We start from the raw sequence: 22522 nt of genomic DNA, 5'->3' as shown, positions 1-22522 counted from the left end.
TGGGGATAATCTCGTGCTTTGTAATTCACCTACAACGCTTGTAAACAAATAAAAAAGCACGAAATTAATCGTGCTTCGTGATTATTTTTGAACCGTTTGGTACCAGTCATCTGCTTTAGTTCCAGTGTGTTGACCAGTATCAACCATTTGGAACACTTCGCCTTCAGCAAGTTCACGAATGGAAAATGTTAGTTCGATTGTTTCCTCTTCGATACCGCCTTCCATGGTTTGAGCATTGATTGAAGGAGGTGCGAATTTACACGCATAGATGACGTAAAGTACTTTGTCTTGAGAGCCAAGTTTATTGCGTTCAAATAAAACTGCTACTTCAGGAGAAACGTCTGTTGATTTAACAAGCACTCCACCATCTGATACAGTTGAGCCGAACAGCATTTCATATTCATCCATTGTTAGACCAGAAACTGTAAGCGAGCCTTCTCCGCCGTTAAAGACGAAATCTGTGTAATCTATAGCATTATCAGCGTAAAATTGCACGTTTTCATAGTTTAATTCTGCTTCAATTGACTTTGCACCAAGTACAGGAGTAGGGGCTTGAAATGTGCCATCCGACACTAATTTTGCAATGTGAATTTTAGAAAACCCACCTAATCTTTTTTTCATATTGGTAACCTCCGAGGTTTTAATTTTGTTGGGATAAATAAAAAAGAGGACTCAATCAAGAGCCCTCAAATTAAAAAAGACTAAGCCTGTTTTAAGAACTTAATCGCTTCTTCGTTTAAAATTTTAAAATCAGCATAAATATCTAACATGATTAAGTGAGAGCCACGCAGTGCCTGTGTCGTATCATCGCTGATTCTTTTCATAGATGCACCTTTTTTAATCATGCTTGCAGTCGCTTCACCGAAGTTAACAAATGCAACTCGAACGCCAAACGCATTATCTTGCATGTGATCTTGGATAAGGATTTGATGTCCGAAAATCTTATAAGCAGGTTTACCTGCAACAACGTCTTTAACTACGTGGTAGTTGCCATCGTTGTCTTTAAGCTTAGCAATTTTGTTGAACTCTTGACGTCCCATTACGAATACAGCCGAATCCAAATAATCAGGATGCATTGCAAGAGTCATATCAAGTAAATTGTCAAGAACAACGTCTCCAACTACTTCAACAACAACTTCTGCTTCAGTTGAACCAAGAATACCTTCAAATTGCTTGTTAGTTTTGTCTCCAACTAAGCAACTTTTGTCCATCTCACGTGCTAAACGTCTTGTAAGCACACCTACTGAGTAATCAATAATATTGATTCCAGAGTCGTTTACTAATTGTTGAGAAAGTTCGATTGCAGTAGCCGCACGCCTTTGTTCGAGCACGATTTTATCAAATTCAAATTCTGACATTTCGGCATTGGTCATTTCGCCAATAAACGTTGCGCCACCAATGTTTTGTTCACGTAGCACTTCTAAGGTTCCCGAAACAGGAGAAAATCCTTTAGCACGACTAAACAATGACGCTTGCTCAACTAATTTTTCTACGATTGTTTGTGATAGGTGAGTTGGAATTGTGATTGCTTGGTTTCCAGTTGTAAGAGCACGTGTTTCAGGTGCTGACATGTTACCTTTAATAAATTCCTCAACACCACGAGTTTCAACTGTTTCAGTATCAATTTGTTCAGCACGAACTTCTGCAACTTCAACAGGTGCAGTTTCTGCTTCTTTAACTTCTTTTTCAAGTGCTTCCATTTGAGCACGTAGTTCTTTTAGCGTTTTCTCTTTTGACATTTTAGGTTCCTCGTTTCGATTAGTTTTTTGGTTTTCTTCATCAATTAAAATAGGCTCTGCTTCAACCAATTCGATTGAGCGAGCCTGAATAGTGGATTGTACATAAGCAGGTGAGTAAACAGCACTCACCTCTGCTAAATGAATATCTTTGATAGTGCGGTTGTACGTTCCATCATCGTTTCGTTTCCAATCATCATCAGCAACTCGCATGCCAAAACTCATGTTAGTTAGCAAACCATCTTTAATAAGTTGGTGATAATCTTTGCCCCATGAGGTAGCAGAAATTCTTGCTTCCATGTGTAGTCCAACTTCATCTTCTCGAAGTGTTAAACTTCCATTCTTTGTAGAAGCAAGTAGTTTGCTTGAGTCATGCTCCGCAAGAAACATAACGTCATTGCCTTTTTGTAATGCCTTATTAAAAGTCCCTGGCATGATACGTTCCTTGAAACGTTTTTCACGACCAAGAAACTCAGACCACTGACCTGTCTTATTGACGTAGCCTGAAACTAATAAGTCTCCCGTGGATTCTTCGGTTTGACCGCTTAGTTCAAGGTCAATTGTCCGAATTTCCATCTTGTTTAGTTGGTTTTCCATTAGAATTTTCTCCTTCCACGTTTGGTACTTTAATGTCGCCAGTTTCTGGGTTAAGCATTACGTCACCAATTGATAATTTTAAAATGTCTTCACTGATTGCTGGTAAGTCAAGTTTTGATCGACCTTCATTGATGGTATAAATACCACCGCTTACTGCTGAAACAATTGTGTCAACTCGCTCTTTTTCTGTAGCACGTACCAATTCAGCAGTATCAAAGCGGAAGAAATACCCAGCGTTTTTTTCGGATTCAAGCAATAACGCTCGATCCATTGCGCTTTCCAACGAGTTAATGATTGGGGACAACGTAGATTTTAAGAAATGTAAGTTGTTTTGTTCAATGGAAACGTATTGTTTGCCTACTTGAGAAGCAACCAAACTTTCAGGAACATTGAACAATTTACAAATCTCGCTTGCTGTACCTCTTCGTGTTTCGTTCATTTGGATCTCCTGGGGATTCATCGACAATGCTTCATAAGACATTCCTTCTTGAAGGACAACCGTTTTAGCAGAGTTTTTGATACCACCGTAAAGATTGCGCCATGCTTCACGCAAACTAGTTGCTTGATTCTCAGTCATGCGACTGTCCGTTTTTAATAATCCTAGTGGCAATGCTCCACGTTCATACAGGTTAGATGTGTATTCAATTTCGCTTAATGCTTGTCTGAATAACTCTTGACCATGAACAATTGCTCCTTTAGAAGTCAATCCGTCATGAGTCTCTTGGAGAGCAATCATTAATTCGTAAGGTTTGAACTTCATTTGTTTCTTTTTAACTTGGTTAAAAGCACCGCTTTCTGAATTGGACAGCACAATATCAGCACCGACTACTTTATATCCGTTCTGAATGCGTTTATTGACGACTATCGAACGTGCTGGTAGTGGGTGAAGTTCTAATACCGTATTACCTGCTTCAACGAGTGAAACGTAGGAAGCGCCATGTAGCACATAATCTTTTACCATATTTCGCTTTAGACTGTAACCATTTAGGAAATCGTTCGCTTCGTGGTTTAAGAGTTTCATACGTTTATCATTTATCTTTTCAATGGAGCCATCAGAGTTTTCTTTGTAGAGATATACCGGCATTTGTGCAATTGAACCAGCGATTAAATCCACACATGCTTTTGCTGAAGGAATCTTTAAGACTTTTTCTTCTGTAATGGCATTAGTCGTGAACAAACTGTCCAGTGAAAATGCGCCATCAGAAAGAGTTGTTGATTCGGAGTTATATATCGCTCGTTCTTCAACGTCATTTTTTGGGAACCATTTTTCTAAAAACCCCATATTTTCAGTCCTTTCATGTAGTATTTTTGAATATTAATATTCAAAAAAAATAACCCTCCTAGAAAATGGAAAGGTCTTGTTTATCAATTCTATAGAATTGGCGAGCATGTGGGACTCGTCAATTCTGAGAGATGATAAAGGATTAAAGCCTTAATCGAAAAGAGTGTATGAAATACACTAAACCACACTGGGAAATCAAATTATTTTGGAGTGTACATTAAAAACCCAGTGCAATTTACTATCTTCATGAAATCCCAATTTTACTGACCTTTCAGATCGACTTCATAATATCTTTGCTAATGCAAAGCGGTTCAAGTATTATCGCAAGTCAATCTTAATCGGTAAGTTTAAATTAAAGTTATTTTTTGTGCGCTCATCCTAATAGGAGTCGTGGCGACACTCAAGCATAAGCAAGGAGTTCTCAACAGACTAATTAACCAAATAAAGAGCAACAACAGAGTGGAAGGGTCCGTCACCATAAATACCTTATTAAATGAGACTTCTCATTTTATAGCACTCTAATGAGCACCAAGCATTTCACAGTTAAATGAAATCTTTGCTACTCAATAGAAGTGTTAAGACTTTTTCTTTTTCTTGTTCAAATGATATTTAACAGTCGAAAAGTGAATAGGATCTTGGTCATGAAATTCTAATTCACGATTAATGATTTCGTGTATCTGTTTGTATTTAAATTTTTGCGCCCGTAACTCTTTAATTCTTTGCTCTTTGTACACTTCAAAAAATTTTTTCGCTTCGATTGTATCAAGTAACCTGTAATCCAATTCAGCAACATCAGTCATAAAATCAACTCCTTTATATGGTTTAGTGTCTGTTCATTAGACACTCACTTTATATATGTGTGCTGGTGAGGTAGAAGTAAGGCGAAAACTTAGACTTTTTTAAAAAAAATAAAGTGCAATCGCAAAAGCGATCACACTATAAAACATATGGCATTTCAACTGGTGGCGACCATTCAAAATCTAATACTCCTTTGGTTCCCAATGAAGTATTACAAGATTTGCAGAGCGTGATTAGATTGGTTTCTTCGTATCTCAAATCAGGAAATCCTTTTGTACCATCGTAGATACTTCGAGGTTTAAGATGATGAACTTCTAAACTAGACGTTGTAATAATATTATATTTGATTAAACACCGTTGACAGTGTGCTCCATCACGATTTATTATTATTTTACGAGTTTTTTTCCATCGAGTAGATTTGTAAAACGTTGTCGCTTCTGGATTTTGTGCTTTTTTCTTACACTCGCACACTTCACCAGCGAGAACCAATTTTCCACAAGAACATAGTTTGTTAGTTTTATAACTCAAAGACAAAATTCCTTTCTGTCTCATATAAATTGTGTTTTTCAAAGAACATGCTGACTTTCATAGCATTGAAACTGCTAAACAAATTATCAATCTTGTTACGCTCTTTGCTCGATTTTTGAATGTAAACTTTTCCTTGTCTGAACTCAATGAGTCCATTGGTGAAAGCAGATTCCATAAGCGGATTAGGTGCATAATTGAAAGACCCTTCATAAACAATTCGCTGAAGGGTTGAAATAGCATCACCAAGGTTTTTGCTGTCTTGTTCAATTTTCATGGGTTCAATTTCCATGGGCAACTCTTCGGTCAATCGTTTTATCAATGTGTAACTATACTTTGTATCGAAAGCGACCGAAGCAATACCAATGTCATAATCGGAACAAATTTTAATGATGATATCTGCCATTTCATCGAAATCAACTACGTCTTCACCAATTGCTTGACAATACCCAGCCTTTGCCCACTGAGCGTAAGGAATACGTTCAGCCTTCGATTTATATTCTTCCATGTTCTTAGGATAAAAGACTAAGTTCTTCGTGTAATACTGATCATTTGCTTGGTCATACCACATGAATGTACAGGCGGTATTATCTCTGGAAAGTGATAAATCCAAACCAATGATAACTTGACGTTTTCCACGCCACCATTCCCAATCTTGCGCTGGTTCAAAGTAAGATTTCTTGAGCGTGTGCATGTCCACAAAGAAATTGCCATCATCTTCATTGGCACCCAACCACATGTTAAGATTTTTTACTTTGAACAAGAAGAAATCCTTTGGTATATCACGCTTGGTTTTGTAATCCTCAATCAGTTTTTCAGCTAAGTCAGGTACTTCAGCTACTAGGGGATTCGCTTCTGCCCAATTTTCAGGGTGTTCCCAACGTTCCTTGCGTTCACCAGACGCACCAAGTTCAATTGTTTTAGGATCGTCAATAGAGAATATCAAACCAAATTGTCTTGGGTTAGGATCGTCAGCAAACGTGTTCTTGCGTAATTCTTCAACTGTTTCATTCCAATAGTTGAAACCATTTTCAATGGGATAAGACGTTGAAATTTTAATCATTAGCGGATTGCGTGGTCCGAATTGTCCTGTAGATAATGACGATACCATTTTGAAGATGTCATTTGAGGCTCCGAGTTCATCAACGCTACAACAGTAGACCATAGTTCCATCCGCTTTAGAAGCGTCACCTGAGAGAGCAACGATTTTACAATTTTTTGGAACAAACTCAACATAAGTTTTCTTTATGTTGAACAGTGGCAACATATGGGGGCTGGATTTAATAATGCCAACCAATTCTTCAAAAATGATATTTGCCTGTTGTTTTGTGTTTGATCCAATATAATGCGTTTGGTTTTCTTCATCGAGGAAAAACGCTATCAGATGGATAATACATGACAGGACAGATTTTGCATTTTTACGCGCCACAGTGAATATTACTTCACGAATTTTTCTTTTAGTGGGAAATTCACGATACACCCAACAAAAAGTCTGTTGCAACATGAACCATTGAAAAAGGGCAAGATTCTCGAACATTGGTTCGGAACTCTTTGCTCCTCTAGCAAAATTTAATAGTTTGATAATTTCGTCAATTGCTACTTCAATTTTATCATTCCACATGAAAGGATAATCTTCTTGGTGTTGAAGTACATTATATTCCTCCAAGAAATTCTTACATGCTTGGCGAACCTGAGAGGGAGCAACGATTTCACCTGACAATACTTTAGTGGCATATTCTACAGATTTATTCATTTCAACGCCTCCAAGATCGCCAATGCAGGATTGACTTCTACTTTTTGTTGTCCGTTCATTGAAGCGAGTTTTTTCTCCTCGATTAGCACTTTTGCAAGATCATTAGCAAGACGTAGACGTTGACTAAGGGGGAGACATAAAGCGCTCATATGAACTGTAATTTGTTTATCGAGTGCAATCATCCGTCTTTCAATGTCTGTTGCTTGTTCATCTAATGGGTCAAGATCGTCAAGTAATTGTTTCAACGTGTACCAACGATTCAAGTAATGGACTAATAAATTTAATGATTCTGAATCTGCTTCTGTAAAGTTGGTGCTACGTTTCTTTATTTTGTTAAACAGTTTTCGCTCTTCTTTGGAAAGCATAGGTGACGCTTTGGGAGTTGTTTGATTGGTTACAACTTGTGCTTCCGCTTCTTTTCTTGCAGTGAGTTCTGCTTTTGTTATATGACGCTTCAATTCGCTAACCGAAGTTGTGGTTCCTCGTGCCATAATTTATAACTCCTTTCGCAATAAAAAAGACCAGCGAGGGATTCTCACTGGTCATTGCTTCAATATTTTGTTGTGGCTGGGTGGAAAAGTAGAGATGGGAATAAAAATTTTTGGAGTTAACCGGGACTGGTCCTCCACTCTACTAAGCAAAATAAAAATTGGGTACACTGGGGACGTCTTATGTCCCTTAGTACCCTAGATGGTTGAATATTTATATTCAATTATTAGACAGCGATACCAAATCCTGTATTTTCAATCTGTCTAACATCAATCATCAATTGCTTATATCGTTCGTTGAATACATGAGCATTGTAATCATTGAACAACAACTCAGTGAAATCAACAGCGAACTCATTCAATCTATTCTCACAAGTGATACCAATAGTACCTGAGTCAACGAACTTACGAACTGCTCTAACCGCTAATTCTTCACGATGTTCAATGAAATCACATTTAAATTCATCAGCAAGTTCAATGCTATCATAATCAATATCCAAGTCTGAACCATCATAATCTAACGCTTCATAATCATGAACGACTTCTGTTTTATTCATTGAACCAATGACAGCGTACTTATTATAGAAATAACTGATTTCATTGTCGTATAGTGGTTTGTAAATGTCCGTATCTTCAATCAAATTGAGATACACTTCATTGATTAAATTCATTTTCATAACATAGTACAAATATGTTCCATATCGCTCATTGACAATCTTTTCTGCAGTTGTTCGAGCATCTTGATATAAAGGATATAACTCTTCAAGTTCATTCGCCTCATGGTGACCATTCTTGAAAGTGGCAACGTACATACGCTTATCAAGTGTTACACCCTCAAATATGCCTTTTTCAATTAAGTCGAATGCTTGATCTAATCTTCCATTTAACGATTTGCCATGATTGTTTACTAATTTCATTGTGAACCTGTCAACAGCGTCCATTTCACACAGTTCTTTATCCTTGAAGATATTCCCAGCGTGTTTCAAATTTTCAAAATCACAACCAAGCATGACAGCGTATGCTCTTTTAGCATGATGATTGGCGTCCATAGTATCGCTTTGTGCGGATAATGAAATTAGAGTAAATGCCAATTTGTATTTGAGAGAGTTTTTATCAATGACACCCTTGTTTACAGGTTCGATCCCAGTGTTGCCATGAACACGTTCTTGAATTACTTCATAGATTTCATCAATGTAGTATTTTGTTCCAGCACCGACTCCTTCAGTGTGCCATTTACAATATTGATCTGCTTTTTTCACTTCAGTGCGCCATTTATCTTTGGGTAATGTATGATCAAGACCCCATTTTATGGCAAATTCTTTCTTTTTCAATCCTTTTAATGGTTCCATGAGAGTGTTACCGTTCAATCTAAAGTCAAATTACTCGTTTGTAATTGTTCATCGCTTTAGACAGCCTTTCATCTTTTTTGAAAAAATATGTTACTCGATCGGGTTTTCCTTCAACTTCTCCTTCTTTTTCGTAAAGATAAATCGCCCCTTGTTCAATTAAATATTCTTTCATTCTTTCATTAAAAATACGTTTTTTACTGACATAGTTCATCATCTTTATTCCTCCAAGTGAGTGTTTATTTTTATTGCAATTTTCCAAGTTGTTTCAATCTATCGATGGCGAGTTTTCTTAACGCTGTTGATGTAGTTTCGCCAATGTCATCTGCATATTTCAATATTGCAATACTTTCGGTGTCGGTAGTTCTTGTTGAATGCTTTACATTTCTTGGTTCTTTCTTTTTCATATTCATTCTCCTTTGTCCTCACTTGTCCTCATAACATATATACATTCCCATCGGATGGGTAAGGTGATTTGAGGACATTTCATACTTTTATTTTATTGTAAAAATCGAAAATGACAGCGCAAATAATAGGGTAAAAATCGCTAGTGTATATATTAGTATTAAGTATTAGTTATATATAAGTAACTACTATATAAGTAACTATACTTATATATACACAAGGGAAAATTACCCTATTATTTTTACAATGTCAGTCCTGTCAAGCGTTTCTGTTCAAATACAATAGTTTTGTAATGAAAACAGGAGGGTATTGACAATGAAAACAAGAGCGGAGTTCATTTCCAAATGGAAACGAGAATGGCAAGAGCAATATGCAAGGGAATTGGCATATTTTAGTGATAAAAGTGAACCTATAACAGACGATGAGAGAAAGAAGTCAATCGCCACTATTCACTATGTAAATGATAATATTGAAACCATATTGGATGAGTTTTATAAATTTGAAGATTTTATTTATGCAAGACCTGTCGAAAGAATTGCTTTTGATCCTTCGAAGTTGTTGAAAGATTACGAGTTAATTGATACAGATTTAATTAAGTTCATTGATGAAAGAAGTTATTTTAAACTTTATGATGAAGAAACAAACGAATTATTTTTTTCGTTCATTACAGGCAAGCATGACTTTTATTATGAATTAATGTCTTTTGGGAGTTATGACAGAGAATGGTTCAAAAGTGAACAAAAAACAGAAGAACAACTTAATGAAGAATTTGAAAGAATGTATAACCAAGATTATAACCACTCTTAATGAGTGGTTTTTTTATTTGGCAATTATTTACCATTTACTTCTTTCCTCGCTGGTAATATTTGTCTTATGATGGACTCAGCGGAAGAAGGGAGCGAAGAAATGGACAAACGATTAATCGAAGCTTTGGAAAAAATAGGAAAAGAGTTAGAAAAGTGTAATGATTTGAGACAGACTCGTATTGTAAATGCTTATGTAAGATCTGAGATCGAGTATATTGCCAGTGAAATTGGAGAAGTAGAACCAACTTTGGGTCGATTGTTGCGAGAATACATTAAATAGCAATTTTGAAAGGGTAGGCTGCTTGAATTGAAGGTCATTTGAAATGACCTTAGATTGGAGGCAATATCTAATGACCTTGGATTGGAGGTTTATGCGTGAACCTTGGATTTAACATTCACCACATGAATGTTGCCACGTGCGACAAATTGTCGCACATGGAAACTCATTGATACGCTTGATGTTGCTGAGGAGGGACGTGTTCCTTCATTATATATGGTCCAAAAAATTGAGGTAGTCACAATGTGACCACCTCGAAAAAACCGTCAATAAATGAAGGAAAAAACAATTTATATTTATTTCAAATTAAACTTTACAAAGTTTTAGGTATCAATATAATAGTCGAGTAATCAAAAACGTCACACAAACAAAACAGGAGGACAAATGACAAAAAAACAAAAAGTAAATACTGAAATTTATTTAAATGAACTCGTTGATAATTTTTATCTCAATGAACGAGAAGAAGGAATATTGTCTCATTATAAACCGAAGCAAAAAGAAGTTTACATAATGAAAAAATTCATTGGACAGTACAGTTTCATTCGAGCGATCCAAGGTAAAGGCTCCAAAGCGGATTGTTTCAAGAAAATGAACGAGTTGTTAGTGAAACGAGGATATAAAGAAAAGAAACATGTGAGCACAGTTTATCAGTTTTGGAATGCTCCATTCGTTTCATTTGAATTTGAGACAAACGATTGAGAAAAAAATCAACTATGACCTGACTTTGAGAATTTTCTCAATATGATAGTACAGTGTAAAACAAACAAATTAACCGAAAAGGGAGAATGATTATTATGATTAAATTTAAACCGAAAAAGCAGTGGGAAAGAAAAATGATGGATGAAATGGAATCAGCATTGAAAGAAAAGGGTTATGAATACGAAAAACATTATTTTGGAGATTTGATTGTCAATCCAAATGAAACAAATGGCATGATGTATGTTATCGGGGTCTTTGACAAAAAAGGGTATTTATTATCGCCACACATTATGAAAACAGGCGACCCAGAAATTGGTGCAAATTACAGTTGTAAAACGTGGACGCCAAGCGACCCTGCTGACTTAATTGAATGGATGGAAGGAATAAATAAAGATTTTCTTAAAATGGTGGACTATATCCGTATTGATTTAGATTTAGAGCCTTTGAGAGTATAACACATCACCAATCGTCAGTGATCAAACACTGGCGGTTTTATTTTTTTATAAATATTTTTCTATTTCGGTTTACACTTTGTTTTAACTCACTATAATAGCCGTACAAGAAACAACAAAACAAAACAAATCGAAATGGGGAATTAATTATGACAGCAACATTAAACACAACAAAAACATTATCGCTGAAGTTTCAACCAAAGCAAACAGTAAATGAGATTCATGAAATTGTGGAAGATTTTGCAGATTGGTTAGTAGCATCTCAAAATGAGGTAACACATTACAAACCCTTATTCACTCCATTACCAGATAGCAAATTAATTGTTATTGAATATACCACTTCCGATGAAACATATATGGTTGACTTTATAACGTTCGCTAATGATTTGCATGTTAAAGAAAATGGGAATCGTTATGTAGAAATTAAATTGGCAATGGAGCACCATACAGAAATGTTTGCACATGTTAAAAAAGCAACTGAATGGTATAACGAAGAGTAACACCACCAGACCGCAGTAAATACGTTTGCTTGCGGTTTTTCTTTTTATATGCCTTACTAATTGAAAACATTCAATACAATGGTAGTGAGGTGAAGGATTTGAATAAAAAAGATCATCCATTGTATAGACGTTGGAAAAACATGATTGATAAATGTTATAAAGAAAAACATAAGCGGTACAAATTTTACGGTGCTAAAGGAGTTCGTGTGGATGAACGTTGGCACGATTTTAAAAACTTTGTTTACGATGTGGACAACCACTTGAAAAACGGTCATTTATTATACGAAAAAGGGAAATGGCATTTGGACAAAGATGTTAACGGTGGCAAGTTGTATTCACTTGAAAAATGTGTTGTTCTATCTCCAGAAGAAAATCGAAGGCTGTCCAATAAAAAATTAAGCAAAGAAATTATAGCAATAAAAGATGATACCCAAATTCTTTTTGAATCCATTTCTGAAGCAAGTAGACAATTGAATATTAAACGTACCAATATACGCTATTTTTTACGCTCAGGAAATGCTTGTAAAACCACAAAATACAAATTCATTTATACGAGCGAAAATTCTTGTAGTGATGAGGTCAATTCAGTATAATGAGACTAACAGAATTGGCGAATACGTTGGTACAACAACATTTTTATACAAAGGTATGTCAAAAAAGATGACCTCTTTTCTGGCAGCGTGGAGGTCAGCGGTTCGATCCCGCTATGCTCCACCAATTATTAGTAAGGTAACAACTTAGAGTAATTGTGGAGAATCAATATCAAATGAGTTCTCATACATCTTTAGATAACTACGCAATTTCTCGTTTTAACGAGAAACTGCGTAGTTTTTTTATGTGAAAATTAATACAGGCAAATTTCTTTTAAAAGTATTCCAAAGAAAATCAAGATGAAGCTTTTGCGAAAAGAGATGGTGTTATGGTTGGATTAGTTATGTTACTTTCTCCGATAAAATCGAAAAGCGATATATCCAAGAATACATACTGCAATGATTAAAAAGATTAGCCATTGTATCTGTTGAACCTTTTCAACTAATACTTCTAGGTTGCCCAAAGTCCCTAAATAGAACATTAGAACCGACAATGAATAAAATCCAATAAAAGTTAGCCCAGCGAATTTCCAACTTTTCATGTTGCCTAAACCAGCAATATACGAGATATAACCCATCCCTATAAAACGTCCTATAGCAATCATCCACTCTCCATACCGATCTATATACCTTTGAGCAAAATGAAGCTTTTTCAGTGGTAACCTTTTCCGAATAAAATTCTCATAACGGATACTTACATAATAAGGGATAAAGCTAGCTGCTACGTATACTAACGAAGTAAAAACGGAAAAATATAGAATTTCAATCCAACTAGGATTTAGTAAATATCCATAAACCAAGACAAATAAAGCTGCAGGAAATGGGACCGATAACGCTTCTACTGCAACACCTAAAATCAGTCCAATCCAACCTATTTCACGTAATATATCTAGGGTAAATTCTAGCATTTGGTTACTCCTCATATACTTTTTACAGTAAACTCTCTCTACTATTGCTAGTTTTATTCCCTATTCCTTTGAATGCTAACCTTTTTTTATAAATGCTTTATCACATAGACTTCATTCCTTGATAATGTAATTGACTGTTCGTTTTCATCTTTAGGAGGTCAAAGAAGTATTGTGTAATTTCGAACTTTCTGATAAAGTTCAAGTGAAACTAAAAATAATAGATTACTCTATTATGTTCACATAACAGAACTTAGTTTTATAATGTAAAACAAATTAGGAGGGGATTTTATGAATCATTCATTCGATTATATATACGGACAAAAGGATGCTGACCTATATACGATACAAACAAGTGCCGAAGGACCATCAGGATCATTGCCACTAACGTCTGAAATGTTGTTAAATTCACCGAGTGGTGACCTGTTTGGACTGTCGCAAAATGTCGGGATGGGCTGGAAACCATCGGAATTAAATGGAAAACAATTTTTAATCTTAAGTACTCAAGGTGGAATTAGAGGAGAAAATGGGGAACCGATTGCTTTAGGGTATCATACAGGCCACTGGGAAGTTGGTTTGCTCATGAAATCTGCAGCTTTGGAAATTAAAGAAAGAGGCGGTGTGCCGTTTGCTGGTTTTGTAAGTGATCCATGCGACGGGAGATCGCAAGGTACGACGGGAATGTTTGATTCGTTTCCTTATCGAAATGATGCTGCTATCGTGTATAGACGACTGATTCGTTCTCTTCCAACTAGAAAAGGTGTCATTGGGGTTGCAACATGTGATAAAGGATTGCCAGCAACTACGATAGCACTTGCAGCTATGCATGATTTGCCGACTATTATCGTACCTGGTGGTGTAACGTTACCCCCTAAAAATGGAGAGGATGCAGGGAAAATCCAAACAATTGGGGCGCGGTATGCAAACCAAGAGATTACACTCGAGGAAGCAGCTGAGTTAGGTTGTCGAACGTGTGCAACTCCAGGAGGTGGCTGTCAGTTTCTCGGAACAGCAGCAACAGCTCAGGTTGTAGCTGAAGCGTTAGGAATGTCCTTGCCTCACACGGCACTTGCTCCTTCTGGTCAAAAAATATGGGCGGAAATGGGAAGCCAATCTGCACGTGCTATCATGAATATGGAAAAGAATCAGATTCGAACAAAAGATATTGTTACAGATGATGCCATCCATAATGCAATGGTCCTTCATGCGGCATTTGGTGGATCAACCAATTTGCTCCTACATATTCCGGCGATCGCGCATGCGGCAAAATGCAGAATTCCTACTGTGGATGATTGGAGCATGATTAACAAAGAAGTACCTAGGATTGTAAGCGTTCTCCCTAATGGACCTGAGTATCATACTACGGTTCGTGCCTTTTTAGCTGGCGGAGTTCCTGAAGCGATGTTACATCTTCGTAAACTTGGTGTCTTGAAAGAAAATGTATTAACGGTGACAGGTGAAAAACTAAGTGATGTATTAGACTGGTGGGAAACATCTGAACGAAGAGCAGCTGTTCAAAAAAGACTACAGGAGGAAGATGGTGTTTCGCCAGATGATGTTATTATGAGTCCTAAAAAGGCGCAAAGCCGCGGACTTACTTCTACTGTTACGTTCCCAACTGGAAACCTTGCTCCAGAGGGGTCAGTCATTAAATCAACCTCGATTGATCCATCTGTAGTTGGTGAAGATGGCGTGTTTCGCCATACTGGAAGCGTCAAGGTGTTTACAACAGAGAAGGACGCTATTTATGCCATTAAATCAGGTATGATTGAAAAAGGAGATATTATGGCTGTCATAGGTCGTGGCCCTTCAGGCACTGGTATGGAGGAAACGTATCAACTCACGTCAGCGCTTAAGCATTTGTCATATGGAAAGCACATATCTTTAATTACTGATGCCCGTTTTTCTGGTGTATCGACAGGGGCATGTTTTGGACATATCGGACCTGAAGCTCTTGCTGGAGGGCCAATTGGCAAACTACGTGATGATGATGTCGTTGAACTCATTGTTGATCGAAAAACGTTAACAGGGAGTATGAACTTTGTAGGTGAAGGCCAGACAAGATTCAATCCAGAGGAAGGAGCAAGAATACTAGCCGATCGGACTCCTCATCCTGATTTAAAACCGGATCCAGACTTGCCAGATGATACACGCCTTTGGGCTGCCTTGCAGTCAGTCAGTGGAGGAACATGGAAAGGCAGCGTTTACGATGTAGACCGAATAATAGAGACATTGGAAGCAGGGAAAAAAGCATTAGATGAAAAAGAAAAAAGTGTTTCCAATACGTAGAAATGCCAAGTGAAGAATGTCTCTTATTATAGAAAAGTTAATATAATTCTTTGAAGTTAAAAGAAATGCCTAGAAACTAGCTATCTAGTAGGAGACAGTCACGATTGTCGAATTAGAAAAAATAGGGAATTCCCGATTGTTGATACGATCCTTTGTTACTTCTGCTATACTATTTACATTAGTAGAGAAAGAAATGAAGGTGTAGTGAGTGGGGAAAAGAATAGCAATATATGTAATTGGTTTAATGATCACCTCTTTTGGAATAGCATTAATTATTTCTTCAGGAGTAGGTGCAGGACCTTGGGATACGGTTGCTGTAGGGTTAAATATGCACTTAGGGTTAACGATTGGATTATGGTCTATCATCGCACAAGGCCTTGTCGTTTTTGTGACGTGGGCAATTGAGAGAAAGAGGATTCAATTTGAAGCTGTTGTAGCGATCATTATTCGCAGCATCTTTTTAGATTTATGGATTTATGTTGTGTTACGAAATATCGATTTTGCAGCATTTTGGTGGGGAATGTCTTGGTTGACATTGTTTTTAGGGATTCTATGTGTAGGGATTGGCATTGGTATTTACATAGAATCAAGATTGCCAAGGACACCACTAGACGGGTTAATGATAGCTTTGCACAACCGATTTGGTTGGAGTTTAAATATTTCAAGGATGTCAATTGAAAGTAGCGGGGCTGTTATTGGTTTTTTACTAGGTGGGCCAGTAGGACTCGGGACCGTTGTGATAGCTGCTTCTTTAGGGAGAGTTGTTCAACTTTCAAATCTTTGGTTCAAAAAAATAGTAACCTTTTACCAAGAACGTCAACAAATTCGAGTTGAGCAAGTTAAAGAGATGTAAAGAGACTAGACAGTACGAAAGGTAAACAAGAAAAAGGTGACTCCGCTGTAAAAGGTGAGTCACCTTTTTCCTATTTCAAAGCGAAAAGGCAATCTTTTGAGCCAAATGTAACTGGAATTGAGAAGTCCATCTTGTTAAATTAGCAGAACCAATTTTAGATAAAAGGAATAGAAGTATTTTCTTAATCGTCTCCATAATAATCCCTCCTATATTTTTAGAATGTGCAAATTTATGATAAAGAATGTTAAGAAAAACATGCCATTCTTGCTATAGGTCTGTATCGATGAATTAACCTTTTGCCAGTCGTTCCCGATTGTCCGTTTGTGGCGGTTCCTCTAGCCATCCGTGGTTAATCATAATATTTGCTCCTTCTTCAGCGTACAATGAGATTTCAGGAATTAACGAAGCCTATTTAAAGGCGATATCTCTTCTTGGGCTTGCTGCCATTGCTGTACCATAGTTTCCGATCCCAGCAGCAATCATTGCGGTTGTATGAAACATCATTAATTTATCAGAGAACGGGGAGTAGGTTGAATCGGTAACGGCAGTATCCCAACTCATTGGGGCAGGAAGATCTTCCTTTTTAAGGACACTACTGAACAAGTCTATATGTTTTTGAGAAATTTTTTTCCCTTTTAAAAAGTATTGAGTAATTTCTTCATTATTCGCACATTGGGAAAAGGCCATCATTAGTGTTTTGCCAATTGCATTTGTTTGGACATTAATGAATAGATGAGTAATTTCAATAGCTGTTAACGGTCTTCTTTCACCAATGAATCCAGCTAAGAAACTATGTTTTTGAACGAAGTCAACATGGTCTGGTGTCGAAATAAATGGCGGTCTTATATAGGTTCCTTGTTTAAGCATGACTTCTCTCGATAAATCTTGTAGTGTCACGGATTCTTGTAGAACAGATTGATGAAAAGAAACGACGTCAGAACGAGTAACGACACCAATAGCAAGACTACTTGTGGTCATGGCTAATATAGACATTTGTCTTAAGTACATAAGAGTGAATGTGTCTGAAAGTAATTTAGGGGCATCGAGCTTAACATCTTTTTTAGAGAATCCAACGGGAATAGGAACATCGTCTTTTGTAAAAAGTGTATGTAATTCTTCAATATGTCTTAGCGAACAATTTAAAGCGTATTCTATAACAGGTCTTACTTCTTCGTCTTCCACTTTTGTTAGGGAATGCTCTAATACACAAACAGATGCGGTATCATTAACATACTGTGACCAAAGACTTGATAGTTCAGCGGCAGTTAAGCGGATGTTTGTTTTATTATCCATATGTACCTCCATAATAACTTCATATCATTAGATAGATATTATTATGAATAAAAATTTTGACTGCAATACAAAACAAATAATGGTATTGCACTTTTGGAAAAGTGGTTAATTTGAATTGGGGATAAAACTTTAAAAAACGTTTAGTGGATTCAAGCTATGTACTTGGAAGAGGAAAGAAGAGGGGAGGGGGACGACGGCAAGGACTCACCTATGTCTTCGTTACTTTAAATTTCTTAAATGATTTATCAACAGTTTCTTTTAGCAGATTAATTTCTTCTTGACGTAATACACGTTTTAGTTTTTTCTCAAAACGTGTAACAAGTAGTTCCAAAGCTTGTGTTTGTGACATTGTTATACCCTCGCTTACAAAAAAAGTATGGAAAATAGTGTATCTTTATCAATACTATACCTCCTAATGGGGATAATTGTAAACTGTTATATTGATATTTTATACGATTCTAGTATATGAATCCAAATAAATGGGTATTTACAGTAACCATTTATTTGGAGGGAGTTTTATTCAAAACAGTTAATTGACATGTCCTTCGCTTCAAAGTTTTCTTTATAAAGGTTATAAAAGTACAATACTTCATCTACATATATTTGACTGTGATTATAAGCAAATAATGCTGCGTTAGTATTATTATTAGATGCTCCGTGATCTGCTAGGTATTTTGCTGCTGCATGCACCGCGTCGGTAATATTAAATGGATCGGCTTTGCCAGTGCCTGATGCGTCTATTCCATATCCGCCAAATTCAGCAATGATATCAACATCAGTAATGTCTGTCTCGTCTTGAATTTCTCCTAAATCACTTCCCGGATACTTCCAACCTACCCAAGTTCTTGGCATAAATTGAAAGTGACCGACGGCTCCAACGGGGCTAATCATTGGATCCATAGTTGAGAAGATCGTCTCAACACGATGGACTGCAGCTAATAGCTTCCATGAGATTTCATATTTTTCTGCTGCTTGCTTATAGAGCGATATATAACAATTAGGAATCGAGTTAGCGGCAAACGTTAAGTGATTAGGTTCATTTTGTCGATCTATATTCATCTTTGTTTCAATGATCAATACTATGGTGGTGAAAACGATCATTACTAGCAAAATCCACTTTTTCATATTTCTCTCCTTGAATGCTTCTGTAAACTTTCTTTCTCATTCTACTTCCCGTGTGAAGTTTTGCATATCCTTCATTATGACGGACTTATTTACATTTTCTTGTTGAACATGCAAAATAACCGTTTTATTAATTAAGGTGAAGATCATTACTATGGAAAAACAGGTGGATTATTGATTCAATTTCATAAAATCGGGAATATTGATGATGATATAGAAGACGCATGTTACTCAGTAGGAGGATTAATATGGACTATCGAATCGAAAAAGATACGCTAGGAGAAATAAAAGTGTTGGCATCGAAAAGATGGGGGGCGCAAACGCAAAGAAGTAGTGAGAACTTTAATATTGGAAACGAATTCATGCCAACAGAAGTGGTTCAAGCTTTTGCGATATTAAAAAAGAGTGCGGCAATCGTGAATCAACGGTTAGGAAAATTAAGTGAAGAAAGAACAAAGGCGATTGTGAAAGCAGCGGAAGAGATAATCGAAGGAAAGCTTGAAGAACATTTCCCATTAAAAGTGTGGCAAACTGGAAGTGGTACACAATCCAATATGAATGTGAATGAAGTGATTGCCAATCGGGCCAATCAATTATTAGCGAAGACTGAAGACTATATTCATCCAAATGATGATGTCAACAAATCTCAAAGTTCGAACGATACATTTCCAACAGCAATGCATATGGCAAGTTTAATAAAGGTCGAAGATGAGCTCCTACCAGCATTAGCTAAGCTAAAAAATACGTTCAAAACAAAATCAGATCAGTTTGATGACGTTGTGAAAATTGGCAGAACGCACTTGCAAGATGCAACACCATTAACGTTAGGTCAAGAAATTAGTGGCTGGTATCGCATGTTGGAAAAAAGTGAAATCATGATTAAAGAAAGCATAGAGTCACTTAGAGAGCTAGCGATTGGTGGTACAGCTGTAGGAACGGGCATTAATGCTCATCCTAAATTCGGAGAACTCGTAGCTAAGGAAATTAGTATTATTACGAATAAAACGTTTAAAACAGCCCAGAACAAATTCCATGCTTTAACAAGTCACGATGAGCTAGTTTTCACACATGGAGCCTTAAAAGCGTTGGCGGCAGACTTAATGAAAATAGCTAATGATGTAAGGTGGCTTGCTAGTGGGCCACGTTCTGGAATCGGAGAGATTACAATACCTGCTAATGAGCCAGGGAGCTCGATCATGCCCGGGAAGGTAAATCCAACTCAAAGTGAAGCATTAACGATGGTTGTTTGCCAAGTGATGGGCAATGATGTCACAATTGGGTTTGCGGCAAGTCAGGGGAATTTTGAATTAAATGTATTCAAACCGGTTATTGTTTACAACTTTCTACAGTCGGTCCGTCTACTTACTGACTCAATGAACTCCTTTAATGAACATTGTGCAGTTGGGATTGAACCGGATCGTAACGTGATTAAGCAAAAACTTTACCAATCACTGATGCTTGTAACGGCCTTGAATCCACACATTGGCTATGAAAACGCAGCTTCGATTGCCAAGCTTGCTCATAAAGAAGGCCTGACATTAAAGGAAGCTGCGTTAAAAACTGGATTATTAACAGAAGACCAATTTAACAAAATGGTTCAACCTGAAAAAATGGTTTACCCAACAGAATAGTGGAAGTAAGTATGAAGAGGGTGACTCAAAACCAAAGAATCTAAAACCCTTGCGTACTATATTTAATGTTGTGCAAATGCTCAACTTTTATATAGTGCTAACTTACCAGGGGCAGACCTTCTTGAGTCACCAGTTGAAGTTTTAACCTATTCCTTGTAGAAAGTATTCTTTTAATTCAATTGAAAGGACTACGGCCATTCTTAAAAAAGATTGGGACCTATTCCTTGGTAGTCATTTCCATCGATCCCCATCCCGGGATGACCAATTCCTCCTAAGCCGCCAGCTGTATGACTATAGCCACTGACTGTAGTACCCAAATCATTGGAATCCGCACATGTAACGTTTTCACTACTGAGCCTAGGTCTAAAATTTTTGCCGGTGAATAAACCTATACATACTCCGAACCAGTCAATTCTATTCATCAAAAGATCCCTCTTTTCTTTGTGGAACTACGATACTATAGCCTATGGGTATTAGTTTGTATTCGAATAGGCAAATGCCTTTCTTTTGTGAATTGATGAAATAGCCTATACAAAAACAAACATTTCAGGGATTTTGTCTATTACTCTTTTTCAGAGAGTTATACACAGTCATTTTGTGGATAAAGTGGATAACTACGAACAAATATTCGACAAATGTATTACCTTTACAGACATAATTCGAGTTATAGGTTCTTTATTTTATGTTTGTGAGAAAGGCGAATGTTTTGAATTTTTTTTTATTTAACGTTCGTTTAATCAGCGATTTTCTCTTGTTTAGTTTGCTAGATGAGCGTTATTATGATAGAGAAAGCTAATATATTACGAAAGAGGCGTTAACTATGTATGGGGTACCGTTATCAAAACGAGCTAAGAAAATGATGTTACTTGGATCAGGAGAATTAGGGAAGGAAGTTATCATAGAGGCGCAACGATTAGGAATCGAAACAATAGCTGTTGACCGCTACGCGGGCGCACCGGCAATGCAAGTAGCGCATCGTTCACATGTCGTTGATATGTTAGATAGAGAGCAGTTACGTTCTATTATTAAACAGGAAAATCCTGACTTGATCGTACCTGAAGTAGAAGCTATACAAACGCAGGTTCTTCTAGAATTAGAGGGAGAAGGGCATGTTGTTGTTCCGACCGCATTAGCAACCAAACTGACGATGGACCGGGAAGGAATTAGAAGACTCGCAAGTGAAAAGCTCGGACTGCCGACAGCGGGCTATGAATTTGCGAACTCTTATGAAGAATTACAAGAAGCGGTTAGAAAAATAGGAACCCCTTGTGTTATTAAACCACTTATGAGTTCTTCAGGAAAAGGTCAAAGTTTATGTCGGTCTGAAATGGATATTGAGTCATCGTGGAACATTGCCCTTGAAGGAGGACGTGGAAAGAGCACAAGAGTGATTGTCGAAGAGTTCGTACAATTCGAGTCGGAAATTACGTTATTAACTGTCCGTTCAGTATCAGGGACATCGTACTGCCCGCCGATCGGCCATGTTCAAAAAGATGGGGACTACATACAGTCGTGGCAACCTCATCAAATGAGCGAAGAAAAAATTGCTCAGGCGCAAGAAATTGCGAAAAATATCACAGATGAACTTGGTGGTTACGGATTGTTTGGTGTTGAATTATTTTTAACAAAAGACAAGGTGTATTTTAGTGAAGTATCGCCTAGACCACATGATACAGGACTAGTTACTTTGGCAACACAGAATTTATCAGAATTTGCTTTACACGTTCGAGCGATACTTGGTTTCCCGATTCCAACGATCGAGCTTCATAGCCCGGGGGCAAGCCATGCTATAAAAGCTTGGGAAGAAAGTGCGAACTATCTAGTAGCTGGTTTAGAGGAGGCATTAGCAGTTACTAACACTCAAGTTCGCGTTTTCGGCAAGCCGGAAACAAAGGTAGGACGCAGAATGGCGGTTACTCTTAGTACAGCAAGTACATCCGAATCGGCATTAGAGCTTGCTGGAGAAGCGGCAGCGAAAATCAAAATTGTCTATCACCATGAATAAGTAATGAGGGTTCCCATAAGAGGCTACTGAAAAAGTCGATTTTTCAGTAGCCTTTACGACAATATTTTAATCAAAATAGTAAATTATCTATACTGAATCAATTTCATAAAGCTTACTTAGCGAACCATAGAAGAACCCAATTTTGGTTATGACGTTTTTTAAAGTTGATT

General features: G+C 37.1%; 24 protein-coding genes. 10 read left to right on the top strand and 14 right to left on the bottom strand.

What is annotated here, in order from left to right:
• Positions 1-81: 81 nt before the first annotated feature.
• The 10 genes from SLH51_RS15410 to SLH51_RS15370 form a co-directional block, all read right to left on the bottom strand.
• Entirely contained in the window at positions 82-621 is a 540-nt protein-coding gene (locus tag SLH51_RS15410; RefSeq protein ID WP_335962249.1) for a major tail protein, read from the bottom strand.
• A gap of 80 nt (positions 622-701) precedes the next feature.
• Entirely contained in the window at positions 702-2333 is a 1632-nt protein-coding gene (locus SLH51_RS15405) for a phage major capsid protein (protein WP_335962248.1), read from the bottom strand.
• Positions 2293-3615, bottom strand: coding sequence for a phage portal protein (locus SLH51_RS15400; RefSeq protein ID WP_335962247.1), 1323 nt, complete (start codon positions 3613-3615; stop codon positions 2293-2295). Before SLH51_RS15400 ends, SLH51_RS15405 begins: the two co-directional genes overlap by 41 nt.
• 575 nt (positions 3616-4190) lie before the next feature.
• Positions 4191-4415, bottom strand: a complete 225-nt coding sequence (locus tag SLH51_RS15395) for a hypothetical protein (RefSeq protein ID WP_335962246.1) — start codon at positions 4413-4415, stop codon at positions 4191-4193.
• A gap of 136 nt (positions 4416-4551) precedes the next feature.
• Complete coding sequence (locus tag SLH51_RS24490; protein WP_390183769.1) at positions 4552-4965, bottom strand: HNH endonuclease; 414 nt, start codon at positions 4963-4965, stop codon at positions 4552-4554.
• Positions 4931-6691: a terminase TerL endonuclease subunit gene (locus SLH51_RS15390; RefSeq protein ID WP_335962245.1), complete on the bottom strand. Its 1761-nt coding sequence runs from the start codon at positions 6689-6691 to the stop codon at positions 4931-4933. The genes SLH51_RS24490 and SLH51_RS15390 overlap by 35 nt, the downstream gene beginning before the upstream one ends.
• Positions 6688-7182, bottom strand: a complete 495-nt coding sequence (locus SLH51_RS15385; protein ID WP_335962244.1) for a hypothetical protein — start codon at positions 7180-7182, stop codon at positions 6688-6690. Before SLH51_RS15385 ends, SLH51_RS15390 begins: the two co-directional genes overlap by 4 nt.
• Positions 7183-7406: 224 nt before the next feature.
• Positions 7407-8528 carry a hypothetical protein gene (locus SLH51_RS15380; RefSeq protein WP_335962243.1) on the bottom strand — a complete coding sequence of 374 codons (1122 nt, stop codon included), beginning with the start codon at positions 8526-8528 and terminating at the stop codon, positions 7407-7409.
• A 25-nt stretch (positions 8529-8553) separates the two neighbouring features.
• Complete coding sequence (locus tag SLH51_RS15375) at positions 8554-8742, bottom strand: hypothetical protein (protein WP_335962242.1); 189 nt, start codon at positions 8740-8742, stop codon at positions 8554-8556.
• A gap of 28 nt (positions 8743-8770) precedes the next feature.
• Positions 8771-8932, bottom strand: coding sequence for a hypothetical protein (locus tag SLH51_RS15370; RefSeq protein WP_335962241.1), 162 nt, complete (start codon positions 8930-8932; stop codon positions 8771-8773).
• A gap of 313 nt (positions 8933-9245) precedes the next feature.
• Between SLH51_RS15370 and SLH51_RS15365 the strand changes: the two genes are divergently transcribed.
• The 6 genes from SLH51_RS15365 (at position 9246) to SLH51_RS15340 (ending at position 12257) form a co-directional block, all read left to right on the top strand.
• Entirely contained in the window at positions 9246-9737 is a 492-nt protein-coding gene (locus SLH51_RS15365) for a hypothetical protein (protein ID WP_335962240.1), read from the top strand.
• A gap of 99 nt (positions 9738-9836) precedes the next feature.
• Positions 9837-10016 carry a hypothetical protein gene (locus tag SLH51_RS15360; protein ID WP_335962239.1) on the top strand — a complete coding sequence of 60 codons (180 nt, stop codon included), beginning with the start codon at positions 9837-9839 and terminating at the stop codon, positions 10014-10016.
• Positions 10017-10397: 381 nt separating this feature from the next.
• Positions 10398-10712 (top strand): hypothetical protein, encoded by a 315-nt coding sequence (locus SLH51_RS15355; RefSeq protein ID WP_335962238.1) that lies wholly within the window; start codon positions 10398-10400, stop codon positions 10710-10712.
• 95 nt (positions 10713-10807) lie between these two features.
• On the top strand, positions 10808-11167 hold the full coding sequence (locus tag SLH51_RS15350) for a hypothetical protein (protein WP_335962237.1): 360 nt from the start codon (positions 10808-10810) through the stop codon (positions 11165-11167).
• Positions 11168-11313: 146 nt separating this feature from the next.
• Positions 11314-11664 carry a hypothetical protein gene (locus tag SLH51_RS15345; RefSeq protein WP_335962236.1) on the top strand — a complete coding sequence of 117 codons (351 nt, stop codon included), beginning with the start codon at positions 11314-11316 and terminating at the stop codon, positions 11662-11664.
• A gap of 89 nt (positions 11665-11753) precedes the next feature.
• Positions 11754-12257 carry a hypothetical protein gene (locus SLH51_RS15340; RefSeq protein WP_335962235.1) on the top strand — a complete coding sequence of 168 codons (504 nt, stop codon included), beginning with the start codon at positions 11754-11756 and terminating at the stop codon, positions 12255-12257.
• 344 nt (positions 12258-12601) lie between these two features.
• On the opposite strand, the gene SLH51_RS15335 is transcribed toward SLH51_RS15340, so the two are convergent.
• Entirely contained in the window at positions 12602-13162 is a 561-nt protein-coding gene (locus SLH51_RS15335; RefSeq protein WP_335962234.1) for a DedA family protein, read from the bottom strand.
• Positions 13163-13450: 288 nt separating this feature from the next.
• Here SLH51_RS15335 and SLH51_RS15330 point away from each other — a divergent pair, with 288 nt between their 5' ends.
• Both SLH51_RS15330 and SLH51_RS15325 read left to right on the top strand, forming a co-directional pair.
• Positions 13451-15448, top strand: a complete 1998-nt coding sequence (locus tag SLH51_RS15330; RefSeq protein WP_335962233.1) for a YjhG/YagF family D-xylonate dehydratase — start codon at positions 13451-13453, stop codon at positions 15446-15448.
• 208 nt (positions 15449-15656) lie between these two features.
• Entirely contained in the window at positions 15657-16301 is a 645-nt protein-coding gene (locus SLH51_RS15325) for a YczE/YyaS/YitT family protein (protein ID WP_335962232.1), read from the top strand.
• A gap of 408 nt (positions 16302-16709) precedes the next feature.
• Here SLH51_RS15325 and SLH51_RS15320 read toward each other — a convergent pair whose 3' ends face one another.
• The 3 genes from SLH51_RS15320 to SLH51_RS15310 form a co-directional block, all read right to left on the bottom strand.
• Positions 16710-17594: a DUF3231 family protein gene (locus SLH51_RS15320; RefSeq protein ID WP_335962231.1), complete on the bottom strand. Its 885-nt coding sequence runs from the start codon at positions 17592-17594 to the stop codon at positions 16710-16712.
• Positions 17595-17802: 208 nt separating this feature from the next.
• Positions 17803-17943 carry a hypothetical protein gene (locus SLH51_RS15315; RefSeq protein ID WP_335962230.1) on the bottom strand — a complete coding sequence of 47 codons (141 nt, stop codon included), beginning with the start codon at positions 17941-17943 and terminating at the stop codon, positions 17803-17805.
• A gap of 167 nt (positions 17944-18110) precedes the next feature.
• Positions 18111-18719, bottom strand: a complete 609-nt coding sequence (locus SLH51_RS15310; RefSeq protein ID WP_335962229.1) for a lytic transglycosylase domain-containing protein — start codon at positions 18717-18719, stop codon at positions 18111-18113.
• A 245-nt stretch (positions 18720-18964) separates the two neighbouring features.
• Between SLH51_RS15310 and fumC the strand changes: the two genes are divergently transcribed.
• Positions 18965-20347 (top strand): class II fumarate hydratase, encoded by a 1383-nt coding sequence (fumC, locus tag SLH51_RS15305; protein ID WP_335962228.1) that lies wholly within the window; start codon positions 18965-18967, stop codon positions 20345-20347.
• An 820-nt stretch (positions 20348-21167) separates the two neighbouring features.
• Positions 21168-22352, top strand: a complete 1185-nt coding sequence (purT, locus tag SLH51_RS15300; RefSeq protein WP_335962227.1) for a formate-dependent phosphoribosylglycinamide formyltransferase — start codon at positions 21168-21170, stop codon at positions 22350-22352.
• Positions 22353-22522 lie beyond the last annotated feature (170 nt).

Origin of the sequence: Halalkalibacter kiskunsagensis (assembly GCF_037027555.1) — a bacterium.
Classification (GTDB): domain Bacteria; phylum Bacillota; class Bacilli; order Bacillales; family Bacillaceae_D; genus Halalkalibacter; species Halalkalibacter kiskunsagensis.
Note: the sequence above shows the minus strand (reverse complement) of the source record. Positions and strands in the feature narration are given on the sequence as shown.

What these genes read in the sequence shown, in the direction of transcription:
- SLH51_RS15410 (WP_335962249.1), bottom strand. Translation starts at nt 621, where the DNA reads ATGAAAAAAAGATTAGGTGGGTTTTCTAAAATTCACATTGCAAAATTA.
- SLH51_RS15405 (WP_335962248.1), bottom strand. Translation starts at nt 2,333, where the DNA reads ATGGAAAACCAACTAAACAAGATGGAAATTCGGACAATTGACCTTGAA.
- SLH51_RS15400 (WP_335962247.1), bottom strand. Translation starts at nt 3,615, where the DNA reads ATGGGGTTTTTAGAAAAATGGTTCCCAAAAAATGACGTTGAAGAACGA.
- SLH51_RS15395 (WP_335962246.1), bottom strand. Translation starts at nt 4,415, where the DNA reads ATGACTGATGTTGCTGAATTGGATTACAGGTTACTTGATACAATCGAA.
- SLH51_RS24490 (WP_390183769.1), bottom strand. Translation starts at nt 4,965, where the DNA reads ATGAGACAGAAAGGAATTTTGTCTTTGAGTTATAAAACTAACAAACTA.
- SLH51_RS15390 (WP_335962245.1), bottom strand. Translation starts at nt 6,691, where the DNA reads ATGAATAAATCTGTAGAATATGCCACTAAAGTATTGTCAGGTGAAATC.
- SLH51_RS15385 (WP_335962244.1), bottom strand. Translation starts at nt 7,182, where the DNA reads ATGGCACGAGGAACCACAACTTCGGTTAGCGAATTGAAGCGTCATATA.
- SLH51_RS15380 (WP_335962243.1), bottom strand. Translation starts at nt 8,528, where the DNA reads ATGGAACCATTAAAAGGATTGAAAAAGAAAGAATTTGCCATAAAATGG.
- SLH51_RS15375 (WP_335962242.1), bottom strand. Translation starts at nt 8,742, where the DNA reads ATGATGAACTATGTCAGTAAAAAACGTATTTTTAATGAAAGAATGAAA.
- SLH51_RS15370 (WP_335962241.1), bottom strand. Translation starts at nt 8,932, where the DNA reads ATGAAAAAGAAAGAACCAAGAAATGTAAAGCATTCAACAAGAACTACC.
- SLH51_RS15365 (WP_335962240.1), top strand. Translation starts at nt 9,246, where the DNA reads ATGAAAACAAGAGCGGAGTTCATTTCCAAATGGAAACGAGAATGGCAA.
- SLH51_RS15360 (WP_335962239.1), top strand. Translation starts at nt 9,837, where the DNA reads ATGGACAAACGATTAATCGAAGCTTTGGAAAAAATAGGAAAAGAGTTA.
- SLH51_RS15355 (WP_335962238.1), top strand. Translation starts at nt 10,398, where the DNA reads ATGACAAAAAAACAAAAAGTAAATACTGAAATTTATTTAAATGAACTC.
- SLH51_RS15350 (WP_335962237.1), top strand. Translation starts at nt 10,808, where the DNA reads ATGATTAAATTTAAACCGAAAAAGCAGTGGGAAAGAAAAATGATGGAT.
- SLH51_RS15345 (WP_335962236.1), top strand. Translation starts at nt 11,314, where the DNA reads ATGACAGCAACATTAAACACAACAAAAACATTATCGCTGAAGTTTCAA.
- SLH51_RS15335 (WP_335962234.1), bottom strand. Translation starts at nt 13,162, where the DNA reads ATGCTAGAATTTACCCTAGATATATTACGTGAAATAGGTTGGATTGGA.
- SLH51_RS15330 (WP_335962233.1), top strand. Translation starts at nt 13,451, where the DNA reads ATGAATCATTCATTCGATTATATATACGGACAAAAGGATGCTGACCTA.
- SLH51_RS15320 (WP_335962231.1), bottom strand. Translation starts at nt 17,594, where the DNA reads ATGGATAATAAAACAAACATCCGCTTAACTGCCGCTGAACTATCAAGT.
- SLH51_RS15315 (WP_335962230.1), bottom strand. Translation starts at nt 17,943, where the DNA reads ATGTCACAAACACAAGCTTTGGAACTACTTGTTACACGTTTTGAGAAA.
- SLH51_RS15310 (WP_335962229.1), bottom strand. Translation starts at nt 18,719, where the DNA reads ATGAAAAAGTGGATTTTGCTAGTAATGATCGTTTTCACCACCATAGTA.
- fumC (WP_335962228.1), top strand. Translation starts at nt 18,965, where the DNA reads ATGGACTATCGAATCGAAAAAGATACGCTAGGAGAAATAAAAGTGTTG.
- purT (WP_335962227.1), top strand. Translation starts at nt 21,168, where the DNA reads ATGTATGGGGTACCGTTATCAAAACGAGCTAAGAAAATGATGTTACTT.